Genomic DNA, 26,594 nt, shown 5'->3' on the forward strand with positions numbered 1-26,594 from the left:
CCGTAATTATATACTACTCCGCTTGTCAGGTCATTCAAAAATCAAAATTTGTCGAAAATCACCATATTGAGGGCTAATTCCAGTATGGGTCAATTGGATATGACTTAACCATGCACTTACTTATAAAGCATAAAAAAGAGACGATCCAGACAGCCAATGGCACGGCTTCTGGAGCATCTCTTTAATAAAAATTCTATTGTGCTGCATATAGAGTGTAGTTCGCCACTCTACATATGCGCTTCGCCTTCGTTCGATGCTGTCTATACTTTAATTTCAAGCAATTCGTATTTGATTACACCCATCGGAGCATTGACATGGATCACACTGCCCACTTCTTTGCCCATCAACTCTTTGCCCAGTGGACTCTCGTAGGAAATTTTGTTGTTGGATACATCCGCTTCTGCTGGACCCACCAGTTGATATTCAATCTTTTCGGCAAACTCAAGGTCGTTCAACAACACTGTGGAACCAATGCTCACCTTGTTAGAGTCAATATTGTCAGAGTTGATTACTCTCGCTTTAGTCAGCATTTTCTCGAGAATCAGAATGCGGGTCTCCATAAATGCCTGATCATCTTTGGCTGAATGATACTCACTGTTCTCCTTCAGGTCCCCGTAACTGATCGCAAGCTTCAAACGTTCTGCCAGTTCCTTGCGTTTCACCGTTTTCAGTTCCTTCAGTTCTTCCTCCAGCTTTTCCAAGCCTTCCTGTGTCAAAATCACTTCATCATTAGCCATGTTTTCCATCTCCTAATCCTGCTATCTATCTATATTCTAACCTATTTCCACTCCGAACGGTTAACATACCCCGGAAAAAGAAACCAAACTCTCACTTGTCGAAATATGTATGTACTATAAACCATATATCCTCTATACATTTTATTACCATACCAACTGTACCGGTACAATTAGACTAAACACAGGTGTGCATTTCAGACGTTCGCTTTTACAATGAATTCAGGGTAGCAGCTTTCAAGAAATTCCACATGCAGCCCACGATATGACAAGAGGTGATCGAGATGAATATTACATTGACTCCATCTGAAATACACGCCTATCTGAAACGAATAGGCATTAATAAAATCAAGAACCCTACTTTGGAATTCCTTTCCGAAGTTCAGCAGGCACATATCCACCATTTATCTTGGCAAACGGTCGATATCTTTGCTGGCCGACCCGCAGGCATCGATCTTCAGGAATCAGTCGGACTCATCCTTCAAGGACGCAGCGGTTACTGTTTCCATCTGAATGGTGCCTTCAGTGTTTTGCTCCAGTCGCTGGGATACAAGGTGCATTGGCACCGCGCGGGCGTTCAGCCCCATGGAGAGCAGCCACGTGTGAACTCGTTCCATCTCGGACTGTCCGTCTCTTTGCCGGATGAGGATCCGACTGTGGAACGTTGGATTGTGGATGTGGGTCTGGGCGGCATGCCTTTTGAACCGATCCCTCTTCGTTACGGAGCCTATGGACCTGCGCCGTTCACTTATACATTAATGTCTTCTTCCGTTGTCCCCGGTGGTTGGAGGCTTGAATACGAGCCTAACGGACCAAGTAAGGGAGTGGACTATGATCCCGAAGAACTCACAACTCTGGAAGAGTTTAATCCAAAGCATGAATTTTACAGTCAATCCGTTGATTCACCTTGGCATAATGCATTTTTGCTCCGTCAAAGGGATGCAGGCCACAGCTATGAGCTCAGGGGATGTATGCTTCGCACGCATGGAATTGAAGGCATAAGTAAAACGGAGATTCAAACCTATAACGAATGGAAAGACGTACTGGCTAAGCAATTCTATGAACCGTTGGTGAATTATACGGAACAAGAACGCCGAGAGATGTGGGATCGAATACAGATTGCGCATGAAGAATGGAAAAAAACACAACTAAACTGATCCACTGGGGAAAACGCGAGATAAGGAAAAATATAGAGGAAAGCCTGTCATCCGTGCCGAATACAACGTCAGGTGATAAATAATGATAACTATACAAGTACTGCAAGTACCCTCTGTGATACCCGAAGTATATTGGGATGTTTTTCTGGCATCCGTATCTGAGGAACGCCGGGCACAGGCTTCTCGTTTTATACATCAAGCGGATGCCTATCGGTCAGTACTAGGTGAAGTGCTGACCCGTGTAACTTTAAGCGAATTAACTGGAATAGGGGCAGACAAGCTTTCCTTTTCCCGCAACATCTATGGTAAACCCTGCCTCGCTCAATACCCTGACAGGCCATTTAATGTCTCTCACTCCGGGGACTGGGTTGCTCTAATCTCCGGAGGGACAGACGAACTCGGTGTAGATGTGGAAAAAATAAGTCCGATCGACCTGCAGATCGCGGAGCGTTTCTTCTCGCCACAAGAGAATACGTATCTGGCAACACAGCCTGTCGATCAACAGTTAAATACCTTTTATCGTCTGTGGACGCTAAAGGAGAGTTACATTAAAGCTATAGGCATGGGCTTGTCCATGCCACTGAGCGCCTTTGCTATTCTTCCAATTATGCAGGAACAAGGTCTCGAATGTGGGCTGATTTGGCGTTGTAGACAAGATGATTACAAAATCCAATTGAAGCAAGAAGACCAACAGGCGAGAGATCTGCACGACTCGAAAAGTCCGAAAAAACCAAATGTTGATGATGTTAAACATCCGAATGCTCTAAACAACCAACTCACGCATCATCATTTCTACAGCCAGTCACTTGATTCTCAGCACATGCTGGCCGCTTGCTCTGCTGGCGATGAACTGCCAAGTGAGCCGCAAACGGTCACGCTGGAGCAGCTCTATAATGACTTGATTAATCGTTGAAAGCGAGGATGGGTTTAAAGACCCGACCTCGCTTTTTTATTCTTAAAAAAAGGTTGTCAGAGCCGTTCTGGAGAGCAACCAAATTATCGCGAGAGTTGCATAGAAACCTTAAAAGTAGCTTTATATTTTTAGTAACATCAATTTTAACTGTATAGATGTAGCACATATCCATATGTTGAAACGATTAAAGCCCCGAGCATTTACATACGCCGGGGCTTTTTATGATTCAAAAAGTACAAACCACTGAGTTACTTAAAGATATATTTTTTGTATTATGCCTAACTTGCTTTAGTCCCGGCTCCGCAATTTGCTAAGGAGGCGAAGTATCTCGATGTACAGCCATACCAGCGTTACCATCAATCCAAAAGCTCCGTACCATTCCATATACTTGGGCGCTCCCTGATCCGCGCCGCCTTCAATAAAGTCAAAATCCAATACGAGATTAAGAGCAGCAACAATGACAATCACAACAGAGATGCCAATACCAATCAGACTATTTTCATGTAGATATGGAACCGTGATGCCAAATAGGCCGAGCACAAAGCTGAGCAAATACATAATCATGATGCCACCCGTTGCTGCCACCACACCCAGCTTAAAGTTCTCTGTTGCTTTGATCAGTCTCGTTTTATACGCCGTTAACAGAGCAACGAATACCGCCATAGTCAGCAAAGCTGCTTGCAGAGTAATTCCGTTATACAAGGACTCATAACTTGCTGAAAGTGCTCCCAGGAACATGCCCTCCGCTACCGCATAGATCGGAACGAGGTAAGGAGATACCACAGGTTTAAACGAGATAATCAATGCCAAAATAAAACCGACAATCAATCCGCCATAAGCAAGCGGCATCACTTCTTGTCCTTTAAAGAACATCATCCAGGTTGCAAATGCACTACCCAGCAGAATAATCAACGTGATGAATGCTTTGTTCACCGTGCCGTTAATCGTCATGTAATTCTGGTAGCGATCCTCTTCATACCCTCTGTTCTCAAACGTGCTGTCTTTAAGTGTAGGGTTACCGCTACGACCGATCAACACAATCACCTCTTCTTATGTATTTGATAAATCTGTAAAGCCCTTGCCTAGTGCTACTTCCTTAACAATTTGATTTCTTCAGCCTCTTCACAAACTATGTGGAACTAATTTTGCTTATTAAATGGAACCGGATGCGATGCAAAGACCGCACCCTGCACATCTACACAATTATCTAGGACATATGTCCTGATATCTCCCGACATTGTGCTTGCATTTTTTGCTTTACATCTCTGTAAATTCGCTACCTAGTTACTTATACAACACCTTATCAACATTATACTTCGCACGCATCGTGTTGATGATATAGGTTTCGTAAATTTCACGATCTACCGGGTCTTCTACTAGGCACACTTCAATCGTTGTTACTTCCTCGCGGTGATCTTTCATCGGGGATACCGTATCTTCAAAATGCTTTTTGATTCGCGGTCTTAATTTTCGCGCTTTCCCGACAAATAACAACTCACCATCACTATTATAAAACATGAAAATCCCGCCTTGTTCCCGCGTAATCAGGTGAAAATCAGTAAATCCGTAAATGTGGCTTAACTGTGGATTTACCTGCTTTGTAATGGTCACATCCGGAGTTGGAACAGTAATTTGAATCATCATTTTCACTTCCTCAATATTCTATAGAAGTTCATCCTAACACATATCATAATCCGACACCATTTTGAGTTAAAAGAAGTACAATTCACGGAATTTTCGCTTTTGCGACAAATATTTCAAAAAAAAGGTTAACTTCCCTGATTCAAAGTGGTACTATAGGGGTATGAGGAAGATTCTGGGCACTAAGACACATGTCTTTGTATCCACGCCCGTCTTATAGGGCTTACCATGTTTTATCTTTTTCATACTGAATTCGGTGACGTGCACACGAGAAGAGTACAGTTAGCAAGAACCGTAGCTTTGAAGTAGATTGTAGATCCACCATCTATACGAAAACCAATTGCAGCAAGCAATGAATGGCAATTATTAGCCTTTAAGATTTCTTTTTATTACAGCATCCAGTTCATCATCTAGAATTAGAATGATTTAAATAGCCTAACCTCATCAGAGTATGTAGATACACGAGAAGGAAGAGATAGATAACCATTTTAGAGACTAGTCAGAACATGTCATAGTAGTTAGACAGGATAGCATTACACCCTTAGAATCGAATAAGCTTTACCATCCAGCCCGGCATATGAGCCAGGGCTTTTTCCCGTTGTTCGTACGCCCAGGCCACCTTAGCAGTGAAACAGAGCTATCGTGGTTCTTTCTGCTGGGTTTATAATATGGCAAGATACCAGTAGAGGGAGTGATGGGATGTATTCCGATCTGCAATTGACGGAGGACCGCCCTGTATATATACAAGTCAAAGATTATTTGAAGCGATTAATGTTAAAAGGCGGTTTACAGCCTAATCAGAAGTTACCTTCAACCCGTGAGCTTGGCACACTCATGAAGGTAAGTCGCAGCACTATTCTGCTCGCCTATGCCGAACTTGAAGAGGAAGGCCTGATCTATGCAGTCAAAGGTAAAGGCAATTACGTCAGTACGCTCATTGAAACGCCGAAGGCCACAACGCACTGGCAACTGGACTGGACAGCAGAGGTCAGCGACTATGCGATTCAGGCAGAACAATATGATCTGATGAAACACGGTTCGGGAGCAGAGCGCGGCGAAATTTCGTTTACCAGCATTGCGCCGGATGAAAAACTGTTTGATCTGCACAATGTGAAGCGGGCTTTTCTGGATCGGATGTCACTTGAAGGGGAAGTTTTGCTTAATTACGGTTACGCGCAAGGATATAAACCGCTCATGAATTATTTACTGCGCTATATGGAGAACAAAGGGGTAGACCTTACCGGCAAGGATATTCTGATTACGAACGGATTTACGGAGGGTTTTGATCTGGTGCTTGGGGCATTGCGCAAAAAGAGTGGTAAAGCGCTCTGTGAGAATCCCACACATCACACAGCAATCAAAAACCTGAAGCTGCACCAGTTCCAGCTGACCGGTATCCATATGGAACCGGATGGACTCGACCTGAAGCAGCTGGAGCAAGAGCTGGCTGACAGTGCGTATGATCTGGCCTATCTTGTGCCCTCTTATCACAATCCAACCGGAATCGTGACTTCCCCCGCCAAACGAATTGAAATCATACGTTTGATGAATGAATATCAAGTTCCGATCATCGAGGATGGATTCAATGAAGAGCTTCGTTATTCCGGCTCCCATGTCTCGCCCCTCATCGCAAGTATGGGCAACGGGAATGGCCTGGTGTATCTGGGCAGCTTCTCCAAGATATTGTTCCCTGGGCTTCGTGTAGGCTGGATTATTGCGGATGCTGCGTTGATCGATTACTTGGAAAGCATGAAGCGAGCTCGCAGTATTCATACGTCTACTCTGGATCAATCTCTGTTATATCAATATCTGAGCAACGGTAATTTTGAAAAGTATCTGAAACGAGCTCGTACAGAGTACAAGCGAAAATATGAACTCGTTGTGCATTGCCTGAAACGTCATTTGCCGATGTGTCAAATATCCGGTTCAGGCGGCCTGCATCTGTTCGTGCAATTTCCACCGGAGGTGCGAACAAGAGAGTTGCTTGCTGACTGCAAGGTAAAAGGAGTGACCTTTACCCCTGGCGATACCTTTTATCTGGAGCCTGGTCAAGGGCTTCACACCATGCGGCTTGGCTTCTCCAGAGTCAGCGATGAAGACATCCGCAAAGGCATTCGTATCATCGGGGAGACCGTTGCGAGCATGTTGTAAGGTATTTTAAAATATTAGGGAGGATTTTCACATGAAAGTCGGCGTTATTATGGGCGGTACATCTTCAGAGCGAGATATATCCCTGCTCACTGGACAGGAGATGATTGCGAATCTGGACAGAAGCAAATATGAGGTCGTGCCAATTGAGCTGAATTCCAAACGGGATTTAATCGACAAGTCAGATGGAATTGATGTGGCCTTGCTGGCCCTGCACGGAAAATACGGAGAAGACGGTACAGTGCAAGGCACACTTGAATCGCTCGGTATCCCCTATACGGGCTGCGGTGTACTTGCAAGCAGTGTATGCATGGATAAGGACATGTCCAAACAGCTCATGCGGCAAGCAGGAGTACTTACAGGCGATTGGCTTCAAGTGAATCAAATGCAAGATTTGTCCTCGCTGGCTGTCCAGCACTTAACGTACCCGGTGGTCGTCAAGCCCAATTCCGGCGGCTCCAGCATTGGCACGCAGATCGTCTATGAGCCAGACGCCTTGGCTGCGGCGGTAGAAGCTGCTCTTGCTTGGGACGACAGTGTGATGATCGAGCAATACATTGAAGGAGAAGAGATTACCTGTGCCATTGTCGATGGCAAAATGCTGCCCGTGATCTCCATCCGTGCCAATGCAGCCTTTTTCGATTATGCTGCTAAATACGATGATAACGGTGCGGATGAGCAGGTCGTACAACTACCTTCTGATTTACAGCAGCGCGTGGAAGCCACAGCGTTAACCTGTTATAACGTACTCAAATGCAGTGTCTACGCCAGGGTGGATATGCTCATACGGGAAGGTGTGCCTTATGTGCTGGAGGTTAACACCTTACCAGGCCTTACGCGAAACAGTCTGCTGCCCAAAAGTGCAGCCGCTGCAGGGATTTCTTTTGCCGAACTGCTCGACACAATTATCGATCYGTCTCTCAAAGAACGTTCTGGGGAGGTATCCCGCGTATGAGCCCGGATGTACACATTCGACATAGCACCGGTCAGGATTTGCAGGACATGGTTATTCTCATGGATCAACTTGGATATCCAACAACTTACGCCGAGATGCAGGAAAGATATACTCACATCACCGCCGATGCCAATTTTACAACGTTGGTAGCCGAGATGCGCGGACGTGTAGTTGGACTGATTGGTATGCAGACGTCTTATTCATATGAAAAGAACGGAAGACATTGCCGTATCATGGCACTGGTTGTTCATGAGCATTACCGTGGCTCCGGTATCGGCCGTCAACTTCTGCTTGCTGCTGAACAGTGGGCAGCAGAACAGCAAGTGGACTCTATATCGCTAAACAGCGGTAATCGTGCGGATCGTGAAGCAGCGCATGCATTTTATCAAGGGATGGGTTATACCGCTGGCAGCACCGGATTCAGCAAAAACCACAGCTACTGCAACACACGTAACAGAAATCAGACGATGTAATAAGATACACGATTTTACTGCCCATCGTAATTAAAACTCAGTACGAGGCTCACTGAATCTCAAAACAACAAAACATGCCCTCCCAAGCGTTGATGCGGCTCGGAAGGGCATGTTTCATGTTTACAGTTAGCTTTTAGCTTCATTCGCTTATCTGTATTTACTTCGTACTTGGCGATTGCGTAACGTCGGATTGATCTGGTATCAACTCAACGATTATTCAGCCTCTCATATGCCTCAAATAACTGCTCAATGGAAACTCCATTGATCTTCATTCCCTTCACCTGGCATGCCTCAAGATCAACACCTGATAGATCACAATCGGTAAATTGACTCCCACTCAGGTCACAATGCTTCCACTGCATTGCTACACGGTCTGCACCAAGATGTGTATCCTGAAACTGAACCCCGTCCAGCGCACAGAATTCAAACTTGGTATTTGTTAAGCGTAAATCCGCCAGCAGCATTTCCGTCATATTCAGGTTCGTTAATTTGCTTCCGCTCAGATTACAATCGGTGATGCGGCTGTTCTTCATTGTGCTGGAACTGTACCATATCGAATCCAAATTGGCTTGAACATGTTCATGTTCTATCACTGGATCATACTGCCCGCTCCCGGCATCGATCTTCTTCTCATAACCGTACTCTGCATCGGAGGCATATATACGAACATAACCGAGCTTTTCATAAAAATGATGATTACTTGTCTGCCGACCAGAAGTCTCCAGCCTCCAGTGCAGAATATGTGGATACGCAGCCTCAATCTGCCTGATCACTTGTGAGCCTACTCCGCGCCCTTGGCAGACAGGATCGATATAGATTTTGTCCAATCTTGCAATTCCATGCCCAAGCACATTCACGCTTACCCCGCCAATGGCACAGCCATCCGCTTCCACCACATAATAGTCCCACTCGCGAATCACATATTCATGTAAACGAACAGCGTTATATCCCGGAGGACAAAGATTGCTATCCAATTTCTGTCCGTTCGCCCAGACGTGCATGGCATGATCAAAAGCACGAGTGCAGATTTCTGTCAGCACAACGGCATCTTCGTGTTCTGCTCGGCGCAGGTTTATCGATAATGGTTTGGATGTAATCTGCTCAGTGGCTATCCCATCGGAATGGGTGCTGTGAAGTTCAAAATAATCGTAGACCTCTCCGTCAGACAGACGTCTCCGATTCACATACTGGAAGCCTGTATGCTCCAGCACTTTACGAGAAGCCGGGTTGTACGTCTTCACAATGCCCACAATCCGGTTTAAGGAGGTATGTTCGAATAGATACGCTATCAACGCCCCAACCGCTTCTGTGATATAACCTTTGTTGCGGTGATCACGTGAGATGGCATACGCCACTTCATAATCAGACGGATCAAGCATATCGTTCGGAAACACACCACACCAACCGATCAATTGCTGACTTTCCTGATGAATTACCGCAAGCAACATCCGCACATCCTGCGGGTCAAATTGCTCATAACTACCTACAACGAACCGTAAAAACTCACTTAGTTGCTCTTCTGTCATCTTCCAATCGGGCAACATGTCTGTAATTTCAGGCTGTTGAGTCAAGACAGCCAGAGTGGCCTGATCTTGCAAGGTAAAAGGGCGTAACATCACTGCACTCGCAACAATCGAAAATCCATGATTCATATAGAACACCTCTTAGGGATTATTTTGCGATGACACGACAAAAAGGAGCACCTCCAATAGAGGTACTCCCGTATCGTTTCATCTTTTCAGATCAAACGCCGTAGATCCTCGTAATGGGTCAAAAAGGACAGACGTATCCCGTGTTGGTCTAACGGAATTTTTGCGCCTTGTTCTTTTCTACATCATTACGAGAAATCTGGCATTCTCTGAAATCCCCTTCCAATTCACGCATCATTTTCAACTAAATAGATTATATTATGGGCGGTCAATAAAAATCCAGCCTGTATCTTGTTCTTTCTCCACTGTGGCTCCTAGTGATTCAGCCATAAAACGCAGCGGCACATAGGTTTTGCCGTTTTTGCCAACAAAGGCAGACTCCACCATCGTGACTTCTTGGCCTGCAACTGTTGCTTTCGAAGAACCTAACGTCAGCACAATCTCGTCTCCTGTCATATCGTCAATGACAGTAATCTGTTTCGAGCCTTTAGTCCACTTCACTTCTGCATCTAATTGCTCAGACAGATAACGTAGTGGCACAAAGGTTGTATTTTTCACCGTGACTGCACCATTTTCTTCACTCGGATGGAGGAAGATGCTTTTTGTTGAAATTTTCATCTCATTCTTTAGGAATTGGTAGACGAAAGAATTCGAATCAAAATTACGAAGCACCTGACCAGGTGTAACTTCCCCTTCTGCGAGCTCCATCACACCACGGGAAGCATCTACTTCATCCACCGTGACAGCACCGCCGATATTCCACAGCTCACTGTCTGCACTGATCGTTACAGCACGAACCGGCAGGTCTTCCGAAGCAGGAACAGCCACCTTCAACGACATATTCTGTTTACGAATATCCAGCTTGCTATCCACGAAGAAGTCCATATTCAATTTGGTTTCCGGGCCAAATACCGTTTTCAGTTCCGGTGTATCTTTCAGCAGGTTGTTCAGTTCCTCATCATAGTTCACCAGAATGCTGTCCAAGCCTTCTTTAATCATGTCATATATGGATGTGACTGCTTCTTCCTTCGAATTAGGCACGATAGAAGTGATTCCTTCGTTTTCCATGCCTTCCAGACCCATATAGCTTTCAAATACAGGGTACAGTACATCATACAGGTCTCCAATCAACTGCTTGAGACCTTGCTCATCTTTGGCAATACTCGTCAGGAATGGCTTAACCATGGCAAGCAACTCTTCACCGTTAATCTCCATATGCAGCTTGTTAAGAGACAACGTTTCACCATTTACGGCTTCCTGAACAGGAGTTACCGATATATTTTTCGGGTTAGACAGATGTTTCATGACAAAAGTTAATACCTTTGGAGAAAGCTCCTGCATCTGTTTCTCCAGTTCTTTTGTATCTATAGGAAGAAGCATGGTCTCTGCTCCCCCAAGTGTGTCGAGTGATATGTAAACCGGTTTCTGCGCACCATCAATATCGATGGTCATCCCCGACTTGTCCACGGACAGATGGAAAGGCAGTTTTGTTCCATCCATGCTCAGTGATCCTTTGACCGATGCCGTGTCAGTGTCTTTCATTTTGGCATGGTCGATATTCAGTGAGATCGAATTGATTCGTTTGATCATTTCGAGAGCTTCATCGGTTGCAAGTTGTTTGTCCGGCTCTATGTTAATGTGCATGGATTGTTTAGATTCACCGGATTTTACTTTTGTGTTATTGACTATGGCTTGGCTAACATCAACGCCACCTACGGCCTGACACCCTGTAAGAACAACCATTAACAGGACAAGCGGTACTGCCATCCATTGGTACAACTTTCGGCTTTTAATTGGGATCTCCCCCTTAGCAAAATATGGTTCACTCCATATTATGAGGGCAGGTTGAATCAATGTAAACGGATACGTATAAAAATAGGCCAAATAGGCCGGAACACATCCGGCCTTCTGGTTCTTCTATCCTTCATATGTCATAACATGCGCGTGGAAACGTGCTGTTTCATGTAATATTTTCAGACTATTCCTGCTCCTGATCTTCCGCAGCTTCTTTATCCTTCACTTCATCTGCCGGCGTCACAGGTGTCTCAAATTGATCCGGTTCATCATCTTGAATCGCTTTGTTCTCTTCATTCTGATTTTGTGTCATATTGGCTCTCCCTCTCTTCGGCGAAATCATCAAGGCACTGCCTTGTGAGTATCAATAACCGGATGGCCGACGAATCAAACATCGTCCCAAACCATGATGGTGACAGATTGGAATCCCCCATTTAAAAAGAGGCATCTAAAAAACATAAAAGATAACCCCGTTGCCGTTCTCTACGGTGACTTGAAACAAAGCCTGGATTTGATCAATCGTTTGCACGATCTCCCGAAAAAGCTCCTCTTCATCCCAGCCTTCCATTACAGGATATACCCCTTCAGCAAGCATCTTATCCAAGCTGAAACGCATCTGTACATCCTCAGGAGTAAGCTGCTCCAATGCCATATAAGCCTCAAGAACCTGATTCTTATCAATTAAGAACAAATCCATATCCGAATAGTTCCCCAGATATTGCTGACTGGCGAGCGGCACAACGTATCCAAGTGGAGGTTGTCCATCCACCAGATTACCGTTCAACGTGAACTGCAGCATCTGCCACATTTTATCAATATCCAGATCGACCTGACAATCATGCACACTAACCTCTCCTGAACGAATGGCATTCACCAATTCATCGGTTACCACAACATATCTGCCCGACATACCCATCGCGTTATCCCTCCTGACATTTCCTTCTATTGTTCCCCATTAACCGTGCATGTTACATCAGAATCGGGGTAAAAAAGAAAAAGAGCACATGAACGTTACCCTACGATGTGCAAGTGGATGCAAACGCGAATGTTTTTCCAAGGAGGATAACCGGATGAAAAAATTCGATTACAGTCTCAATTACGAGGAGCTTGATCTGCGCAAGCAACCTGAATTATATACCGTTGGCAGGGGCGAGCAGGGTGTACTCATGGTGGAACCGTACAAAAGTGAGATTTTGCCGCACTGGCGGTTCAAGACACCCGAGATCGCGAAAGAGTCTGCCGAGAAGATCTATGAACTATTTTTGGCGTATAAGAAAAAGAAAGATTTCGTTGGCATGGATATGGCTCGCAAGTTTTTACAGATGGGCTATACTCGGGCCAGACGTTATACCAATCATAAAGGCGGACGTAAATATTCGAAGGAGGATGGCTCGATCTTACCTTATCAGAACGACCCCATGAAGGCGGAAGCTGCTGCCATTTTCAAAGCGCAATGGGAGGTAGCGAAGATGGACCCAGACTATGTGAACATGATGAAGCAGCATCGGGAAAAGTACGAGTCAGAGGGCGACTAGGCGCATCACTGATATCATTGACTTGTGGAAACATTTGGTTCAGAATCTATCTTGTTACTGTTCACTTTCCACCATATTTGGGAGAAAAGAGGCACACTAAACTATGACAGATTCTTTCATACCCTTGAACACAGGCCAGAATATCAACATTAACGATTGCGTTCAACTTCAGGTGACCATAAAGTGTACATCTGCCCCTTCTGCCTTGGATGTTAGCTGTTTTATGGTTAACGAAGAAGGATCCGTTCCCTCCGACGACTATTTTGTATTTTATAATCAGAAGGCCGATCCTCATCATAGCGTAATTCTGCAACAGGTGGAGGATTGGCAATCCACTTTTGTACTGGATACAAATAAATTACGGCAGGTCTCTGTGGAAAAATGTGTGTTCACAGCTACACTGGATGCGGGATATACATTCGCTGATGTTCAGACATGTCAGGCGATTGTACAAGCGGATTCTCAGCAGATCACCTATGAGATTACTCAGGCCACCGCGGAAACAGCACTTATTTTCATTGAAATCTATAAGTATCGTACCGGATTCAAAGTTCGTGCGATTGGACGTGGCTTCTTTGGCGGATTGCAGCCGCTGGCAGAGTCATTTGGTGTGGAAATTGAGAGCAATGACAACTCGGAAGTCGAACAGGTTCTTCTCACGGCGGCGGCTGAAGTTGCTACAACCTCTCCCAAAGCTCCAGCACCTGCCGCTGAACCCCTCCCGAATCCTCCAACATTAAACCTAAGCAAGATCGATCTGCTCAAGCGTAAAGTAACACTGTCTCTGCAAAAGAAAAAAATAGAACCTATACAGGCACGTGTTGCCGTCGTATTCGATGCATCAGGTTCCATGTACCATCTGTATCGTAAAGGCATCGTTCAAGAAGCCTTTGAACGCATACTGGCGATCGCATCATCTTTTGACGATGACGGAGAGCTGGATGTATGGTTCTTCGCCAAAGATTTCTTGCGTGCGCCTAGCGTCACCGCCAGCGATTTCGAGAATTATATCGAGCGTACATATAAGCTGGGAAGCAAGGGTGGAACTAACAACGAACCTCCTGTGATGCAGGATGTCATTCGTAAATATACGATTGAAGAACCCAATGTAAAGATTCCAACGTATATTATCTTTTTTAGCGATGGTGGAGTAAGTCAAAAAGGGAAAATTATGCGGCTGATTACTGAAAGCTCAACCCAAAATCTGTTCTGGCAATTCGTTGGGCTGGGAAAAGCCAATTACGGCATTCTGGAGAATCTCGATGAGATGACGGGCAGGTTCATCGATAATGCTAACTTTTTCGCGCTAGACGACATCTCCAAGATCAGCGATGAAGAATTGTATGATCGTCTACTCAACGAATTTCCTGATTGGATTAAGGAAGCTCGGGCCAAAGGCATACTTGCGTAGACTGTTCATCCCTTATAGTTAATTCAGGGTTGTAGCTTCTGCTTTGCCACCTTTGGAACGTGGTCGTAGCATGCTTCCTACAATTCGTAACATGAACTTGCGTGGCATGAGGCGGGAGAACTGTGCTGTCCAGTAATTTCTGGTCCGCGGCACAGCATAAGGCTTGCCTGACTCCAGCGCCCTCATGGCCACTGCCACGACATGCTCAGGTGTATCACGTTTGCCGACAGAGGCTTCATCAGCACCCACCACATCAAAGAACGAAGTTTCGGTTGAACCCGGACATAATGCTAGAAACTGAACTCCACGCTTCCTGTTCTCCTCATATAACGCCTCGGTAAAAGAAAGCACATATGCCTTCGTTGCTCCATATACAGCCATATAGGGATCTGGTTGAAAGGCAGCCGTCGAAGATATATTAATGATGGCGCCATTCTCCTTCTGTAACATGTCTGGCAAGAAAAGATGCGTCATGTTTGTTAGGGCCAGCACGTTCAACATAATCTCATCCTGCTGCCGGGATCGATCTACTTGTTCAAACCATCCATGAGTAGCGAATCCAGCATTATTGATCAATATATCAATCTCTATTCCCCGATTCTGGCATTCCTCATATACCTTCTGTGGCGCGTCTTCTTCAGAGAGATCCGATACGATCACCTCAGCCCTTACCTGATATGTACGTTCTATTCGTTCTGACAATTGATCCAGTTTGGACTCTGTTCTGGCCACCAGCACAACATTTTTACCCTTGGAAGCCATCTCAAGTGCAAAAATCTCCCCGATACCCGAAGATGCTCCTGTGATGAGTACCCATTGATATTGATTTTTTATCATTTTTTATCACCCTCCAGACATACTTAGAACAATTGATTCCATTCAGAAACAATGTTTCTGAATGGAATCATCGTAACCAAAAATCGAGATTCTGTCAAATTACATTTGTTAAATCATCTTTTAAAGTGACTTTAGAACGTAGTGCTATCATTCTAAACTTATATTAAATTGACGTTATCTGGCGTAAAACAGTAGAATGACCATAGGAAAAAGAAATGTAATTTCTTTTAGAACAACAATACGGTTACGAGGATGAAATCAATGAAGGATATGAATTCGGGTTCCACGGAATCTGCACATACGGTAACAACCTTCCAAGAAGCCAGACTCCAGCACTCGGATAATCTGCGGCAAAATATTGTACATGCTGCCGCTGCGTTACTGCAAGAGCATGGCCCTGAAGCCGTCACGGTACGCCGTGTAGCTGAACGCATGGAGTGTTCCACCAAAATCATATATAACCTTTTTGGAAAAAAAGAAGGGTTAGCCAAACATCTATACTTAGAGGGATGTTCCCTTATGGCCAAGCGTTTTGAAGCCATGCCCCGGCAGGCATCGTTCGAACAATATTTCCGTGATCTGGCTTACGTCTACTGGGACTTCGGTATTTCTCAATCCAGCTTCTATCAGCTGATGTTTGGGGGTTCCTTTTCCGAATTCAAGCCGGACGGAGAGACGTTACAGGGAACCGCAACTGCACTGAAGCAAGTGTCTGCTTTAGTTGAGGTGGCAATTGAACAAGGCATGATTCAGGTGCAAGACCCCTTGCTTGCGGTGCGCATGATCTGGGCTCCCTTACACGGTGTGATTCATCTGTACCTGGGAGGACATATTGAAAACGAAGAAGCTGCCAAAGCCCTCTATGATCATACGTTGTCCATGGTTATAAACTCTCTTGTGAATCCATCTGCGAATGGGTAAACATGGGATTTGTACATTTAGAAAGAATTAAATATAAACGTAAAAGGAGCATATCCGTTGGCGTAATACGCTTAGGACATGCTCCTTTTTCTTCGCTACTATTTCTGTGTACATGAGTAGATCAATGTAGATCATTTTATCAACTACAGCCGGCTTAGCGCGCCTCTTGATTCTCCGCTTCCCAGCGTGCAATTTCCTCACGGACTTTTGGCGCTACTTCTTTGCCGAGTAGTTCGATCGCGTGCATAACCTCATCATGCGGCTGTGTGCCGAGTGGAGTGTGCAGCATGAAACGGGTGATGCCTACCTCTTTGCGCAGATAGATGATTTTCTCAGCGACGGTGTCCACATCCCCTACGTAAAGCGCACCTTCCAGGCTACGTGCCGCATCAAATGTTTCACGCCCGTAATGTCCCCATCCACGTTCACGTCCCAGCTGGTTCATTACTGCTTGTGCAGGCCGGAAAAACTTTTCTACCGCATCATCGGTTGTATCGGCAACAAAGCCATGAGAGTGGGAAGCAACGGTTAACTTGGAAGCGTCGTGTCCGGCATGTGCGGCTGCTTTTTTGTACAGCTCCACCAGAGGTGCGAATTGTTTTGGACGACCACCGATAATGGCAAGCACCAGCGGCAATCCGAGCAGACCTGCACGAACAACCGATTCCTGATTACCGCCACTGCCAATCCAGACTGGGAGCTTCTCCTGTACCGGGCGCGGATAGATGCCAAGGTTGTTGAAGGAAGGGCGGTGTTTGCCCGACCATGTTACTTTTTCCGACTCCGTCAGTTTCAGAAGCAGATCCAATTTCTCATCAAACAACTCATCATAGTCGCCCAGATCATAGCCGAACAATGGGAAGGACTCAATAAATGAGCCACGCCCTGCCATAATCTCTGCACGTCCATTCGAAATGCCGTCCAATGTCGCAAAGTCCTGAAACACACGTACTGGATCGTCCGACGACAATACCGTTACCGCACTGGTCAAGCGAATGTTCTTCGTCTGCGAAGCTGCTGCCGCCAAAATGACTGCCGGGGATGAAGCTGCATAATCCGAACGATGATGTTCCCCTACGCCGTATACATCCAGCCCCACCTGATCTGCCAAAACAATCTCTTCCACCACATCACGAATACGCTGTGCGTGGCTAATCACTTCTCCTGTATTTACATCTGGATTTGTTTCTACAAATGTACTGATTCCGATTTCCATGATATGTTCCTCCTGTGTATGAAGCGATCCGTCGTTCATCTAACCTATTGTAAGTAGATCACCTTTTGTTATTTACCTTTATATTGGACTATTTTGAGCAAAAACACAAGTACCCTCTGTTTCCAGAGGGCACTTTTCTTCTATAACTTCCTTCCGATATACAACAGATGGGACGAGATTCCCAGAATGGAAGGATCTTTGGCCGCCTCAATCAAGTATTGAAGCAGTTCTTGCTCTTCACCGCGTTCCCTCCAATATTGCTGCTGCTCGTCCGTAATCATCGCTTTGAGGCTGGAGGAACCGATCAATTGAACAGTCCCGAAGCCATGCTGCTCCATGAACGGCACAACATCCTGCACATGAAAATAGTATGCTCCCGTAAAACGCCCTTGATCCTGATGATCAAACGTGCCTCTTTCGACAAAAGACTGGATCGCGTCCATACTGTCATTGGGTCTCCAATGCTGCGGTGATTGCAGTGAGTTGATGCTCATCCGCATCCGGGTCTGTACTGCCACAAACACAACGCCTCCCGGCTTCGTTACCCGATAGAGTTCACGCACTGCCGCCATCCGCGCTTCTTCCTTCTGCAGATGATACAGCGGTCCAAGCATCAGCGCTGCATCATAGGTCTCATCCGCAATCCCGTTCAGGCAAGTTGCATCCAGTACATGAAATCCGTTAAATTGCTGAGTCAGCCCCAATGCTTCGGCTTTCTCCTGCGCCAGTGCTACGGATGAAGGTGTAAGATCCGATAACGTAACCTGGTATCCCTGTTTGGCGAGTTCCATCGCATATTTTCCTGGTCCAGCACCGTTATCCAGAATCAGACCGCCTGGAGGAAGATACTCCCGAATGTAATTCATATTAATGATAAACTCGATGGGTTCACGCTCCAGCCTGCCCCACTCATCAAAACCGGAATAATATTGAATAATGCGCTCTCGATCTCTGTCCATCTCTTGTACACCTACCTTTTCTCTGGATTATGGCCCTACAGAACATCAAAAAAGACCTGCCGCCTCAGCTAAGAGGCGACAGGTCTGACCTTCGCGGTACCACTCTTTTTGTTCATGGAAAGGGTTTATACCAACCTATCTTTCCATAACATCTCGGGACCTGATGACGGAGGTTACCCGTCAGGATCTACGTGAATTCAGTTCATCATATCCACCATTTCATTCAGTCCTTCGTTCGCTGAACCAATGAAGACACTTCTACAACTGTTCTTCGATCCTGCTGCTCACAGGTGAGTTGGGGACAGGCTGGACTGTCTCGCACCGAATCGACAGTTCTCTGAACCACGCCATATACCTTAATACTCCTGATCATTGCGTTTGTTATTTTGATTTTACCAAGTATAGTTCTCCTAAATATTTACTGTCAACTCTAAATTCACAATCAACCAGAGTAGCTCACTCACTTATAAAATACAGACCTTATTACTTCAATTCTTCTTATTTTTTCTTCTCTTCCACTAATGGTACAGCTATTTTAGCTTCAGGTTCTTCTGTACTATACATCCACGGATATACAACGGCCGTATCCGATGTATACTTCTCATACCGGTCAATACCCTGGTTGTCCCCATTACCCGCAAACTGGCTCTTGGTAGGCATACCATAACTTCGTTCACCCTTTAAGAGCATAAAGGTCTGATTCATCCCTCCAAAATGCGGATCATCACTATACCTCTCCACGTACAAATCCCCGTCCTTAAGGTAATATGTCCAATGGATTGTAAAACCGTCCAGGTTTGAATCCACAACTTGTGGCTTCTCACCAATTGCAGGTAAAGTAACCGGTTCAAACTCACCCTCAATATATTGGACTTGATGATGGGCATACAAAGTCATTGGGGTATCCGGATTGATCTTCAGCCCTGGATTTACTTCAAAGCGCAATTCCGTCTGCTTTGAATTATCTGACGGCCATACAGCACCCTTCAACCGGGTACCATTCACATCCAGATCATATTTCAAATAAGGCAGTTGCAAGATGTCACGATCATGAGCAAGAATCACCCGGATTTGTGTCGGTGTAATGATGGCCTCCTTAACGAGTATTCCACCTGCTTGCTGGTCTAGAGGGAGGTTTAGTATTCTTCTACTCGTCCCACTAAGCATTTCTGTTTTATCTAATCGTATACCGATATTCAGGGGCTGATCCATTCTACCTTCTTCTTTATGATACGCGAGTACATAAGATGAGGCTTGCTGCTTTAACATGTCCAGGTTATAGAACTGTTCTGATATATACTCACCATGCGCTCCTGGCGTACCGCTTATACTCGGTGCAACCCACTCTAATGTCTGTCCTTTCTGATCATAAATCTTTAAATAAGGAGAAGCATAATTACGAACCTCAGACTGGTCAAAAGTTAACGATGTAGACAGCATCACTTGATTATCTTTCTCGTTGAATACACTCACTGCAAGTTTACCCAAGCCGTCTTGATGGATATCGAACCCTTGTGACTGCCGCTGGGAAAGATCCAGGTTAATTGCCTGTTCCTCGGGAGCCAACACCTGGATTCCATTTACTGTGAAATCAACATTGGCCTCTTTTCCTGACGGTGTCCACTCCGTTTCAAAATAACCTTTGTACACTCCGTTTCCCTGATCAAAATCATGATAATACCTGCCTTCAATTTGCTTCCCAGTCTCATCCCGCAGGCCAATCGAAGGGAATCTTACTGTATCCCCTTTGTACTTTCCGGGGTTCAAGGTGTACAAAATAACGGTACGATTATCATCAGAAAAAGCAGTATCCAATGTTAATGTTACCCCGCCGACTGTCACAGATTGATTCAGTTTCTGTCCAAGTCCATTTTGCAACGCATTCTGGATACCACTCCGGTGATCCAACAGGTCAAACCAGTCATAGTGGACTGCTGCATATACAGGTGTCGCCATAAGAATAACGGCTGCTGTTCCGATCAGTGTAGTTTTTTTCCATCTCAGGCTCCGCCGTACATTTTCTTTCCTCGCTACAGCATGAAGTTCAGGGCAACGTTCTTGATCCTTTTGGATCTGATCCCACATGGCATTAAAATCGGGATAATGGATATCCGTATCATTTTTCAGATGATGAGACAACCTTTTTTCCGTATGTTTCACTATACATCTCCCCTTTCTGATGTTGTTTACTGGTCTTCTCCCATTTTTTCCTCAGCAAACGAATTCCCTTATATATTCTTGACTTCACCGTGCCTAGCGGAACATCTAGCACCTCTGCAATTTCAGATAAACTGAATTCGTTCATATAGCGTAGCAGAATGGCTGAACGCATCTTATCCGGCAGTTCCTGAACCCATTGTTCCCATAGTTCCGATTCCTCCGCATGCTGAGCCACCTGATCAACCGGAGCTTCCGTTCGCTGCGGCGTAAGCATAAAAAGCCTTTTTTCCCGTTGCTTGGATGCATGCTCTCTTTTCATAAAATTAAGGCAGTGATTCACTGTGATTTTCATCAGCCATGTTTTCATGTACTCTACCTTCCTCCAATCCTGACGGAAGACGGTAATAAAAACGTCGTGGCAGACATCTTCTGCATTCTGCGCATGATGGAGCATGTAGTAACAAGTTCGATACACATCCTTGCTGTAAATTTCAAACAATTCCTTTTCACTCAAATCTTTTACCTCCTTTCTCTGCATCAGCCTTTTCAAATCTATAGACAAAGCTAATTCTTAAAAGGTTCATTCATTGAACTTGAGTACAGCCAAAAAAGAACGTTCACTTCCACAGCAATGCAGAAATGAACGCTCTTTATGGATTAATTCATGCAGGCAGGCTCAAGTATGCTAGTTACGAGTCAGCCTAGATCTTTTTCACAAACTCGGACTTCAACTTCATCGCACCCAAGCTATCGATCTTGCAATCAATATCGTGGTCCCCATCAATCAGACGGATGTTCTTCACCTTGGTACCTTGTTTCACGACGAGGGAGCTGCCCTTCACCTTGAGGTCTTTGATGACCGTAACCGTGTCACCATCATTCAGTACATTCCCATTGGCATCACGCACAACTTTGGATTCCTCAGCATCACCTTGCTCTGCTTCCAGAGACCATTCATGCGCACATTCCGGGCAGATCAACAACAGGCCATCCTCGTACGTATACTCCGAATTACATTTCGGACAATTAGGCAAATTAGACATATGTATTAAACTCTCCATTCTGCATTTTCGCTATCTCGCTAGTATAAGGGATTTCTGCAATATGTTCCATACGATGGCGCACTGCATTCCTGATTTGACTTATTTTTAAACAAAATTTAAAGGAAGATGTTCTTCACTTTAAGGAAAGGCCATTATGATAAAAAAACAACGTATCCGCTTAATGTTGATTACAAGAAAATTTTCACAGCACCAATGATGGATTACCTTTGATAAAAAACGATACATGATTCTATAACAATTAATCTTTCACCCCAAAGGAGTTTCGCCTTATGTCATCCTATGTTTTCCCTATTCAGACCGCGTTTATTATCTTTGTCATTGCTTCCCTATTCCTGCTGGTGCCGTGGTTAATCTATGGTTATCGCAAAGATGGCTTCTTCAGCTGGTCACGGTTTGCTGTCAGCTTTTCTTTTATTTTCTTCCTGTTAGCCGCCTACTGTCTGGTCATTCTGCCGCTTCCGACGACTCGAAACACCTGTGCGGGGCACGCTGCTAATGCCGTCTATTACAACCTGACACCCTTTATGTTTGTAAAAGACATTTTGAAGGAAACCCCCATCATCTGGTCTCAACCCTCTACGTGGATCAACATGATTAAGGGCCGAGCTTTCCTGCAAGTGCTGTTCAATGTATTACTGCTCATGCCACTGGGGGTATATATCCGGTATTTCTGGCAAAAGAGAGCTTTTTGGAAGCACGCCTTGGTGGCTGGCTTCGGGCTTTCCTTATTTTTCGAAGTCACCCAACTCACGGGGTTGTACGGATATTACAGCTGTCCTTACCGGCTATTCGATGTGGATGATCTGATGCTGAACACCTCCGGTGCAGTGATTGGTTTCTTCGCAGCCCCGTTGCTGCTGGCTTTATTCCCGTCACGTGCGAGTATTCAGGCCAAGAGCGAGCAGATTGTGGAGCAGAACCGCGTCTATCCTGTACCACAGCTACTTGCACTGCTTATCGATGGTATTGTCGTGACGATCATCGACATAATCATGTCCATCTTCACAGCATCCAATGACATCCAAGATGCTATAAATACATCCACGGCGATGGTTATCGTTCTGTTCTTTATACCGTGGGTTCGAAACGGAGTTACACCAGGCTCTGCCGTTCTAAGATTCCGATATGTGAATCGTCAAAGTGGTGTACCTACGCTTCCAACGCTATTGAAACGATTTATCGCCATCTATGCTCCGTGGCTTCTGATAACGATTATTCAACTGGTAAGCAACTATGCATACCCTAACTATCAGGATGATGTGCTTAATTCTTATCTGGTCTGGATTTTCCTGAGTTTAAATCTGATGTCCTTCCTCGTGTATATCATCCTGTTCATCCATGTGGTGGTCGTGATATTCTCGGGTGGAAAACGTTCCTTCTACTTCGACGAGGTCTCTCGTACACGAGCCTCGCGTAAATAATAAATCCAGTGTACTCTCCATTACAGGGAGCATCACATAGCCAAAAAAGGCGGCCTCTCATGGTTAATCCATGAGGCCGCCTTTTTTATTTTCAGATACCTAATTATAAAATCGTTGAAACCTCATAATGTCCTCTGCTTTGAAACGAAGGAAAGGATAACCTTACTTAACACCTAGTAGTTCTCGTTTGGAAGCCTCTGGATCACGAACAACCTCAATCTCATGGTTGAAGATCAGTGTCGCCCGATCCTGACGGTATTCCGACCATTCGATTCCTGCTGTCTCCGGTTTACCATTCTTCGCAAAAGAAATCCAGGCATCCTGCACCTTGAGTGCGAGCGCTTTGGCAGCTTCATCCGGTTCAGCCTTCATGAATTTCAGCGCATCCAGCGTGTTAAATACAAAGAACATCTCAATGCTGTGAATCGCTCTTTTCAGAAGTGGATGTTCCGGCATCACCCAGTCAAAACGGTACATCCACACCGGGGCATGCTTCTGCTGTGCAGATGCATACTGTAGTGCTGACCGCCAGAAGAACATATCCGTCATAACCTGAGCTTGTCCATCTGCTGTTTTCGGATAACTATCCGCGATAGCGACGCGATTCTCCAGATCTGGTGTCATGAAATCAACACCCTGCACCATATCAATTTCGTTTGAAAATGGCACATGCGGCTGAATAAACAGCGCTCCTTCATGCTTCGTTGTACCGATAAGTACCGGAACGCCCTCTGCCGAGCCTTCGTTTACGGCTTGAAGCGGGATTTGCGGCAGTGTCTCACCATCGAGCACAGGTTGGAACAACAAGGCCATGCCTGCTCCGCTCTGCTGCTTCACCGTTTCTGCTGCCGCCATAATCTGTTCTACCGGAATGCTGTTCAGCTTAGCCAGGCTATCTCGGTCTACACCAAGAACCTTCAACATACCTTCACGCAAAGCCGAAGCTTGCTCAGACGGCATGAACTGCGAAGCACCACTCTCCATAATGGCACGTTGGAACAGCCCTTTGGCTGCTGGCATCGCCATCAATGCAGCAATACTCATACTGCCTGCTGATTCGCCGAACACCGTAACCTGACCCGGATCACCACCAAAGGCAGTAATGTTATCTTTTACCCATTGTAGCGCAGCTACCTGATCCAGCAACCCTGCATTGGATACGTAGGAATCACCTAACGGAGCCATGTGCAGGAATCCTAGCGGCCCAAGTCGATAGTTGATGGTCACCACGATAACATCGCCACGAACGGCTAGCTGTGTGCMATCATATACAGGCAGACTGCCTGATCCGGTGACAAATGATCCCCCGTGAATCCAGACCATGACGGGAAGGGGATGACTGCTTTCTTTTTCGGGTGCCCAGATGTTCAGATACAGGCTGTCTTCCGACTCCGGCGGCTTCTGCCCGCCCATCCACTCTGAATCATGACGCGGTTGTATATTCTCAGGCCCGAATTCGGTAGCCTGTCTGATTCCTTCCCATGACTCGGGTTGTACTGGAGCTCGGAAACGCAACTCTCCTACTGGCGGCTTTGCATAAGGAATACCCTTCCATACACTTGCACCATGTAAAAGCTCGCCTTGAACGGTACCATATTTCGTTTGAATCTGTAGTTCTCGCATTCCGCTTCTACATCCTCTCCGTGAATTAAATGTACTCATTGTTCATTATGATTAGAGCTTGATAAGGACTAACCATGTGTATCTATTTGAGTATAAATCGTTGTCATACCCATTTACAACTTTGCCCAGATTGACACTTCCGTGTAATGTTAGACAGTGGCCCCATTAGAGTCATGGTTATTCTGAGGTTAAGATACAAAGAAGGCTACCCGCTTTCGCAAGTAGCCCCGCTCTAAGATTTAGCTTCAACTATTTCCCAATTCAGTTGTGAAGATATTTATTTACTATACTCAACAAAAACATGCATATACTTATCCATTCCTGGAAGACCTGTTGTTTCTTTAATGTTCAAGAAACTAAGTTGTTCTTGCCAACTTAACCTTTCCTGATCAGTGTCATCAGCAGCTACCTCGAAAATGTATGCTAAAGTAAATGCATCAAAGCATGAGACTCCTTTGTTTAGTTTTACCCAATCTTCTGGGACAACGACTTGGTTCTTGCCTGTTGAGATTGGTTTGCCAGAAAAATTGAGAATTAATTCATGACCTTCGTTTTTGATGGTCGTAATTTTCTTCTTTTTATCCCATTGAATCGTTGCTCCGGAAGCTTTAAAAATATCCTTTACCGGAATATAAACCGAGTTATACATGGTAGTAGTTAATTTATCGTTTTTTGTAATATTTAGTTCTACCTTTTTAAGCGAAGGATTGTAAGTGTTCGCTGCACGCTCCTTAAAAGTTTGATCCACAGACGTTAGGTCCTTAGCAGATGCAACGGAAGCTACACTAACTACTAAAGTTAACATCAACAATAATAACAAAAATCGCTTCATTCAGATTCCTCCTTGGAAATTATTATTTACAATAACCCAAACGATAAATGTTCAGAAAATGTTACTTTAGAATTAGACAACCCTATAAATATTGTAAGTATGTATGCAATCAATCACTATAACTATTAGTGACACTTTGTGTTTCTCCGCTAACGGACTATAACCCTAAATATGTATATTTACGAAAATTGTCTTGTAAGTCCTGTTATCCTCTACTTTTGTTTCTTTATTCGGATACCAAAAGCTGCAGCCAGCATAAAAAGTACACCTGAAATACTGAGAATAATCATAGTAATGTTAACAAAAGGGTCTTTATCATTCAAAAAATGAGGAAATAAGCGATTAAGTAATACGAGGGAGAAAACGAAGATTGTTAGCGCATCATTCCCGATATATATTTAACAATTTATGCTAGAAAAATGTATCGATTAAACTACCTATCTTGTATCCTAGACTGTAAGATTTTTCAGCAAGAGTAACCGTACTTTTTAGGAGAAGATTAAAAGTATTAAAAATAATAACTCCTAGAACAGGTATAATTACAGGTAACATCGATTTTCCAAACCAATTCCAGTTTATATTTCTCAAGGAGAGAACATCCTTTCACAAAAAATGGGTGAATTGAGAACAGTGTACAACATCTAATATTATATTCATATATCAAATATTGGAAATTATTGCAGTCGTAAAATTTTACATAGTTAGCTTGATTGAAAGTTTTAAGGTTTCGCCTAATCTAGTACGACTTAAGCAATCTGACATGGAGAGGAATAGTAAATATATCATGGAAAATAAAAAGACTCAGATCTTAGTAAAGTTGCTAACCACCTTGAATTTCTCCTTCTTAATTAGCCTATACTTTTTGAAACCAGCCAGTTTTTTGCTAATCTCAGGATTAGTTATTACTCAATTCTTTTTTCATATAGTTATTTCAAACTTAAACGAAAGTTAACCATTCCGATGATGTTGGTTTACTTGGTTTATTCATTGTCTGGCATTGTAGATGCTACATTGGATGGAGGACTCTCTCAAGGTAATTCGATAATAAATGCTGCACTATTCATAGGAGGAAACATTGTGGTACTCTCCGTTGGATATTATACATATAGAAATTGGATAAAGGGGAAATGGTGAGCATAGAGTAGGTACAA

General features: G+C 44.6%; 24 protein-coding genes. 9 read left to right on the forward strand and 15 right to left on the reverse strand.

The features are described 5' to 3' along the window. Window positions 1–260: 260 nt before the first annotated feature. Window positions 261–737: a transcription elongation factor GreA gene (greA, locus tag AB4Z30_RS08050; RefSeq protein WP_441925054.1), complete on the reverse strand. Its 477-nt coding sequence runs from the start codon at window positions 735–737 to the stop codon at window positions 261–263. 281 nt (window positions 738–1,018) lie between these two features. Here greA and AB4Z30_RS08055 point away from each other — a divergent pair, with 281 nt between their 5' ends. Continuing rightward, complete coding sequence (locus AB4Z30_RS08055) at window positions 1,019–1,891, forward strand: arylamine N-acetyltransferase family protein (RefSeq protein ID WP_441925056.1); 873 nt, start codon at window positions 1,019–1,021, stop codon at window positions 1,889–1,891. A gap of 82 nt (window positions 1,892–1,973) precedes the next feature. Then, entirely contained in the window at window positions 1,974–2,804 is an 831-nt protein-coding gene (locus tag AB4Z30_RS08060; protein WP_441925058.1) for a 4'-phosphopantetheinyl transferase family protein, read from the forward strand. Between the two features lie 288 nt (window positions 2,805–3,092). Here the strand turns inward: AB4Z30_RS08060 and AB4Z30_RS08065 are convergent, their stop codons facing one another. Continuing rightward, entirely contained in the window at window positions 3,093–3,839 is a 747-nt protein-coding gene (locus tag AB4Z30_RS08065; protein WP_441925366.1) for a Bax inhibitor-1/YccA family protein, read from the reverse strand. 249 nt (window positions 3,840–4,088) lie between these two features. Then, window positions 4,089–4,445 (reverse strand): nucleotide excision repair endonuclease, encoded by a 357-nt coding sequence (locus tag AB4Z30_RS08070; protein WP_441925368.1) that lies wholly within the window; start codon window positions 4,443–4,445, stop codon window positions 4,089–4,091. A 699-nt stretch (window positions 4,446–5,144) separates the two neighbouring features. On the opposite strand from AB4Z30_RS08070, the gene pdxR reads away from it, so the two are divergent. Genes pdxR through AB4Z30_RS08085 form a run of 3 tightly spaced genes read left to right on the forward strand, consistent with a single transcriptional unit; the run spans window position 5,145 to window position 8,021 of the window. Continuing rightward, window positions 5,145–6,596, forward strand: coding sequence for a MocR-like pyridoxine biosynthesis transcription factor PdxR (pdxR, locus tag AB4Z30_RS08075; RefSeq protein ID WP_441925060.1), 1,452 nt, complete (start codon window positions 5,145–5,147; stop codon window positions 6,594–6,596). Between the two features lie 31 nt (window positions 6,597–6,627). After that, a complete protein-coding gene (locus tag AB4Z30_RS08080) occupies window positions 6,628–7,548 on the forward strand; it encodes a D-alanine--D-alanine ligase (protein WP_441925062.1) in 921 nt (306 codons plus the stop codon). Beyond that, on the forward strand, window positions 7,545–8,021 hold the full coding sequence (locus AB4Z30_RS08085; RefSeq protein ID WP_441925064.1) for a GNAT family N-acetyltransferase: 477 nt from the start codon (window positions 7,545–7,547) through the stop codon (window positions 8,019–8,021). Before AB4Z30_RS08080 ends, AB4Z30_RS08085 begins: the two co-directional genes overlap by 4 nt. A gap of 206 nt (window positions 8,022–8,227) precedes the next feature. On the opposite strand, the gene AB4Z30_RS08090 is transcribed toward AB4Z30_RS08085, so the two are convergent. The 4 genes from AB4Z30_RS08090 to AB4Z30_RS08105 form a co-directional block, all read right to left on the reverse strand. Next, window positions 8,228–9,673 (reverse strand): GNAT family N-acetyltransferase, encoded by a 1,446-nt coding sequence (locus tag AB4Z30_RS08090; RefSeq protein ID WP_441925066.1) that lies wholly within the window; start codon window positions 9,671–9,673, stop codon window positions 8,228–8,230. A 255-nt stretch (window positions 9,674–9,928) separates the two neighbouring features. After that, window positions 9,929–11,437, reverse strand: a complete 1,509-nt coding sequence (locus AB4Z30_RS08095) for a copper amine oxidase N-terminal domain-containing protein (RefSeq protein ID WP_441925068.1) — start codon at window positions 11,435–11,437, stop codon at window positions 9,929–9,931. 211 nt (window positions 11,438–11,648) lie between these two features. Then, a complete protein-coding gene (locus AB4Z30_RS08100; protein WP_441925070.1) occupies window positions 11,649–11,777 on the reverse strand; it encodes a hypothetical protein in 129 nt (42 codons plus the stop codon). A gap of 135 nt (window positions 11,778–11,912) precedes the next feature. After that, window positions 11,913–12,380 carry a DUF1877 family protein gene (locus AB4Z30_RS08105; protein ID WP_441925072.1) on the reverse strand — a complete coding sequence of 156 codons (468 nt, stop codon included), beginning with the start codon at window positions 12,378–12,380 and terminating at the stop codon, window positions 11,913–11,915. 154 nt (window positions 12,381–12,534) lie between these two features. On the opposite strand from AB4Z30_RS08105, the gene AB4Z30_RS08110 reads away from it, so the two are divergent. Further along, window positions 12,535–12,999 carry a DUF4385 domain-containing protein gene (locus tag AB4Z30_RS08110; RefSeq protein ID WP_441925074.1) on the forward strand — a complete coding sequence of 155 codons (465 nt, stop codon included), beginning with the start codon at window positions 12,535–12,537 and terminating at the stop codon, window positions 12,997–12,999. Between the two features lie 103 nt (window positions 13,000–13,102). Then, on the forward strand, window positions 13,103–14,410 hold the full coding sequence (locus tag AB4Z30_RS08115) for a VWA domain-containing protein (RefSeq protein ID WP_441925076.1): 1,308 nt from the start codon (window positions 13,103–13,105) through the stop codon (window positions 14,408–14,410). A gap of 18 nt (window positions 14,411–14,428) precedes the next feature. Here the strand turns inward: AB4Z30_RS08115 and AB4Z30_RS08120 are convergent, their stop codons facing one another. Next, window positions 14,429–15,247 carry an SDR family NAD(P)-dependent oxidoreductase gene (locus tag AB4Z30_RS08120; protein WP_441925078.1) on the reverse strand — a complete coding sequence of 273 codons (819 nt, stop codon included), beginning with the start codon at window positions 15,245–15,247 and terminating at the stop codon, window positions 14,429–14,431. A gap of 261 nt (window positions 15,248–15,508) precedes the next feature. Here AB4Z30_RS08120 and AB4Z30_RS08125 point away from each other — a divergent pair, with 261 nt between their 5' ends. After that, window positions 15,509–16,168 carry a TetR/AcrR family transcriptional regulator gene (locus tag AB4Z30_RS08125; protein WP_441925080.1) on the forward strand — a complete coding sequence of 220 codons (660 nt, stop codon included), beginning with the start codon at window positions 15,509–15,511 and terminating at the stop codon, window positions 16,166–16,168. 154 nt (window positions 16,169–16,322) lie between these two features. Here the strand turns inward: AB4Z30_RS08125 and AB4Z30_RS08130 are convergent, their stop codons facing one another. The 5 genes from AB4Z30_RS08130 to AB4Z30_RS08150 all read right to left on the reverse strand — a co-directional run bounded on the left by AB4Z30_RS08130 (window position 16,323) and on the right by AB4Z30_RS08150 (window position 21,546). Further along, complete coding sequence (locus tag AB4Z30_RS08130; protein ID WP_090921199.1) at window positions 16,323–17,384, reverse strand: LLM class flavin-dependent oxidoreductase; 1,062 nt, start codon at window positions 17,382–17,384, stop codon at window positions 16,323–16,325. A 140-nt stretch (window positions 17,385–17,524) separates the two neighbouring features. After that, window positions 17,525–18,343: a class I SAM-dependent methyltransferase gene (locus AB4Z30_RS08135; RefSeq protein WP_441925083.1), complete on the reverse strand. Its 819-nt coding sequence runs from the start codon at window positions 18,341–18,343 to the stop codon at window positions 17,525–17,527. Window positions 18,344–18,841: 498 nt separating this feature from the next. Further along, window positions 18,842–20,503, reverse strand: a complete 1,662-nt coding sequence (locus AB4Z30_RS08140; RefSeq protein WP_441925085.1) for a DUF4179 domain-containing protein — start codon at window positions 20,501–20,503, stop codon at window positions 18,842–18,844. Further along, window positions 20,460–21,017: an RNA polymerase sigma factor gene (locus AB4Z30_RS08145; RefSeq protein ID WP_441925087.1), complete on the reverse strand. Its 558-nt coding sequence runs from the start codon at window positions 21,015–21,017 to the stop codon at window positions 20,460–20,462. Before AB4Z30_RS08145 ends, AB4Z30_RS08140 begins: the two co-directional genes overlap by 44 nt. A 187-nt stretch (window positions 21,018–21,204) precedes the next feature. Then, entirely contained in the window at window positions 21,205–21,546 is a 342-nt protein-coding gene (locus tag AB4Z30_RS08150) for a zinc ribbon domain-containing protein YjdM (RefSeq protein WP_434748816.1), read from the reverse strand. A gap of 290 nt (window positions 21,547–21,836) precedes the next feature. Between AB4Z30_RS08150 and AB4Z30_RS08155 the strand changes: the two genes are divergently transcribed. After that, entirely contained in the window at window positions 21,837–22,988 is a 1,152-nt protein-coding gene (locus tag AB4Z30_RS08155; RefSeq protein WP_441925089.1) for a VanZ family protein, read from the forward strand. 162 nt (window positions 22,989–23,150) lie between these two features. On the opposite strand, the gene AB4Z30_RS08160 is transcribed toward AB4Z30_RS08155, so the two are convergent. Together AB4Z30_RS08160 and AB4Z30_RS08165 are read right to left on the reverse strand one after the other, a co-directional pair. After that, entirely contained in the window at window positions 23,151–24,611 is a 1,461-nt protein-coding gene (locus AB4Z30_RS08160) for a carboxylesterase/lipase family protein (protein WP_441925091.1), read from the reverse strand. A 277-nt stretch (window positions 24,612–24,888) separates the two neighbouring features. Continuing rightward, a complete protein-coding gene (locus tag AB4Z30_RS08165; protein WP_441925093.1) occupies window positions 24,889–25,443 on the reverse strand; it encodes a stalk domain-containing protein in 555 nt (184 codons plus the stop codon). Window positions 25,444–26,594: the final 1,151 nt, after the last annotated feature.

The sequence above is a fragment of the Paenibacillus sp. 2TAF8 genome (genome assembly GCF_052114825.1).
Lineage (GTDB): Bacteria > Bacillota > Bacilli > Paenibacillales > Paenibacillaceae > Paenibacillus.

Bases quoted from the DNA above. Each gene is read 5' to 3' on its own strand.
- pdxR (WP_441925060.1), top strand. From the start codon at position 5,145: ATGTATTCCGATCTGCAATTGACGGAGGACCGCCCTGTATATATACAA.
- AB4Z30_RS08150 (WP_434748816.1), bottom strand. From the start codon at position 21,546: ATGTCTAATTTGCCTAATTGTCCGAAATGTAATTCGGAGTATACGTAC.
- AB4Z30_RS08120 (WP_441925078.1), bottom strand. From the start codon at position 15,247: ATGATAAAAAATCAATATCAATGGGTACTCATCACAGGAGCATCTTCG.
- AB4Z30_RS08095 (WP_441925068.1), bottom strand. From the start codon at position 11,437: ATGGCAGTACCGCTTGTCCTGTTAATGGTTGTTCTTACAGGGTGTCAG.
- AB4Z30_RS08110 (WP_441925074.1), top strand. From the start codon at position 12,535: ATGAAAAAATTCGATTACAGTCTCAATTACGAGGAGCTTGATCTGCGC.
- AB4Z30_RS08125 (WP_441925080.1), top strand. From the start codon at position 15,509: ATGAAGGATATGAATTCGGGTTCCACGGAATCTGCACATACGGTAACA.
- AB4Z30_RS08055 (WP_441925056.1), top strand. From the start codon at position 1,019: ATGAATATTACATTGACTCCATCTGAAATACACGCCTATCTGAAACGA.
- AB4Z30_RS08105 (WP_441925072.1), bottom strand. From the start codon at position 12,380: ATGGGTATGTCGGGCAGATATGTTGTGGTAACCGATGAATTGGTGAAT.
- AB4Z30_RS08090 (WP_441925066.1), bottom strand. From the start codon at position 9,673: ATGAATCATGGATTTTCGATTGTTGCGAGTGCAGTGATGTTACGCCCT.
- AB4Z30_RS08135 (WP_441925083.1), bottom strand. From the start codon at position 18,343: ATGGACAGAGATCGAGAGCGCATTATTCAATATTATTCCGGTTTTGAT.
- AB4Z30_RS08155 (WP_441925089.1), top strand. From the start codon at position 21,837: ATGTCATCCTATGTTTTCCCTATTCAGACCGCGTTTATTATCTTTGTC.
- AB4Z30_RS08060 (WP_441925058.1), top strand. From the start codon at position 1,974: ATGATAACTATACAAGTACTGCAAGTACCCTCTGTGATACCCGAAGTA.
- AB4Z30_RS08130 (WP_090921199.1), bottom strand. From the start codon at position 17,384: ATGGAAATCGGAATCAGTACATTTGTAGAAACAAATCCAGATGTAAAT.
- AB4Z30_RS08115 (WP_441925076.1), top strand. From the start codon at position 13,103: ATGACAGATTCTTTCATACCCTTGAACACAGGCCAGAATATCAACATT.
- AB4Z30_RS08100 (WP_441925070.1), bottom strand. From the start codon at position 11,777: ATGACACAAAATCAGAATGAAGAGAACAAAGCGATTCAAGATGATGAA.
- AB4Z30_RS08085 (WP_441925064.1), top strand. From the start codon at position 7,545: ATGAGCCCGGATGTACACATTCGACATAGCACCGGTCAGGATTTGCAG.
- AB4Z30_RS08165 (WP_441925093.1), bottom strand. From the start codon at position 25,443: ATGAAGCGATTTTTGTTATTATTGTTGATGTTAACTTTAGTAGTTAGT.
- greA (WP_441925054.1), bottom strand. From the start codon at position 737: ATGGCTAATGATGAAGTGATTTTGACACAGGAAGGCTTGGAAAAGCTG.
- AB4Z30_RS08070 (WP_441925368.1), bottom strand. From the start codon at position 4,445: ATGATTCAAATTACTGTTCCAACTCCGGATGTGACCATTACAAAGCAG.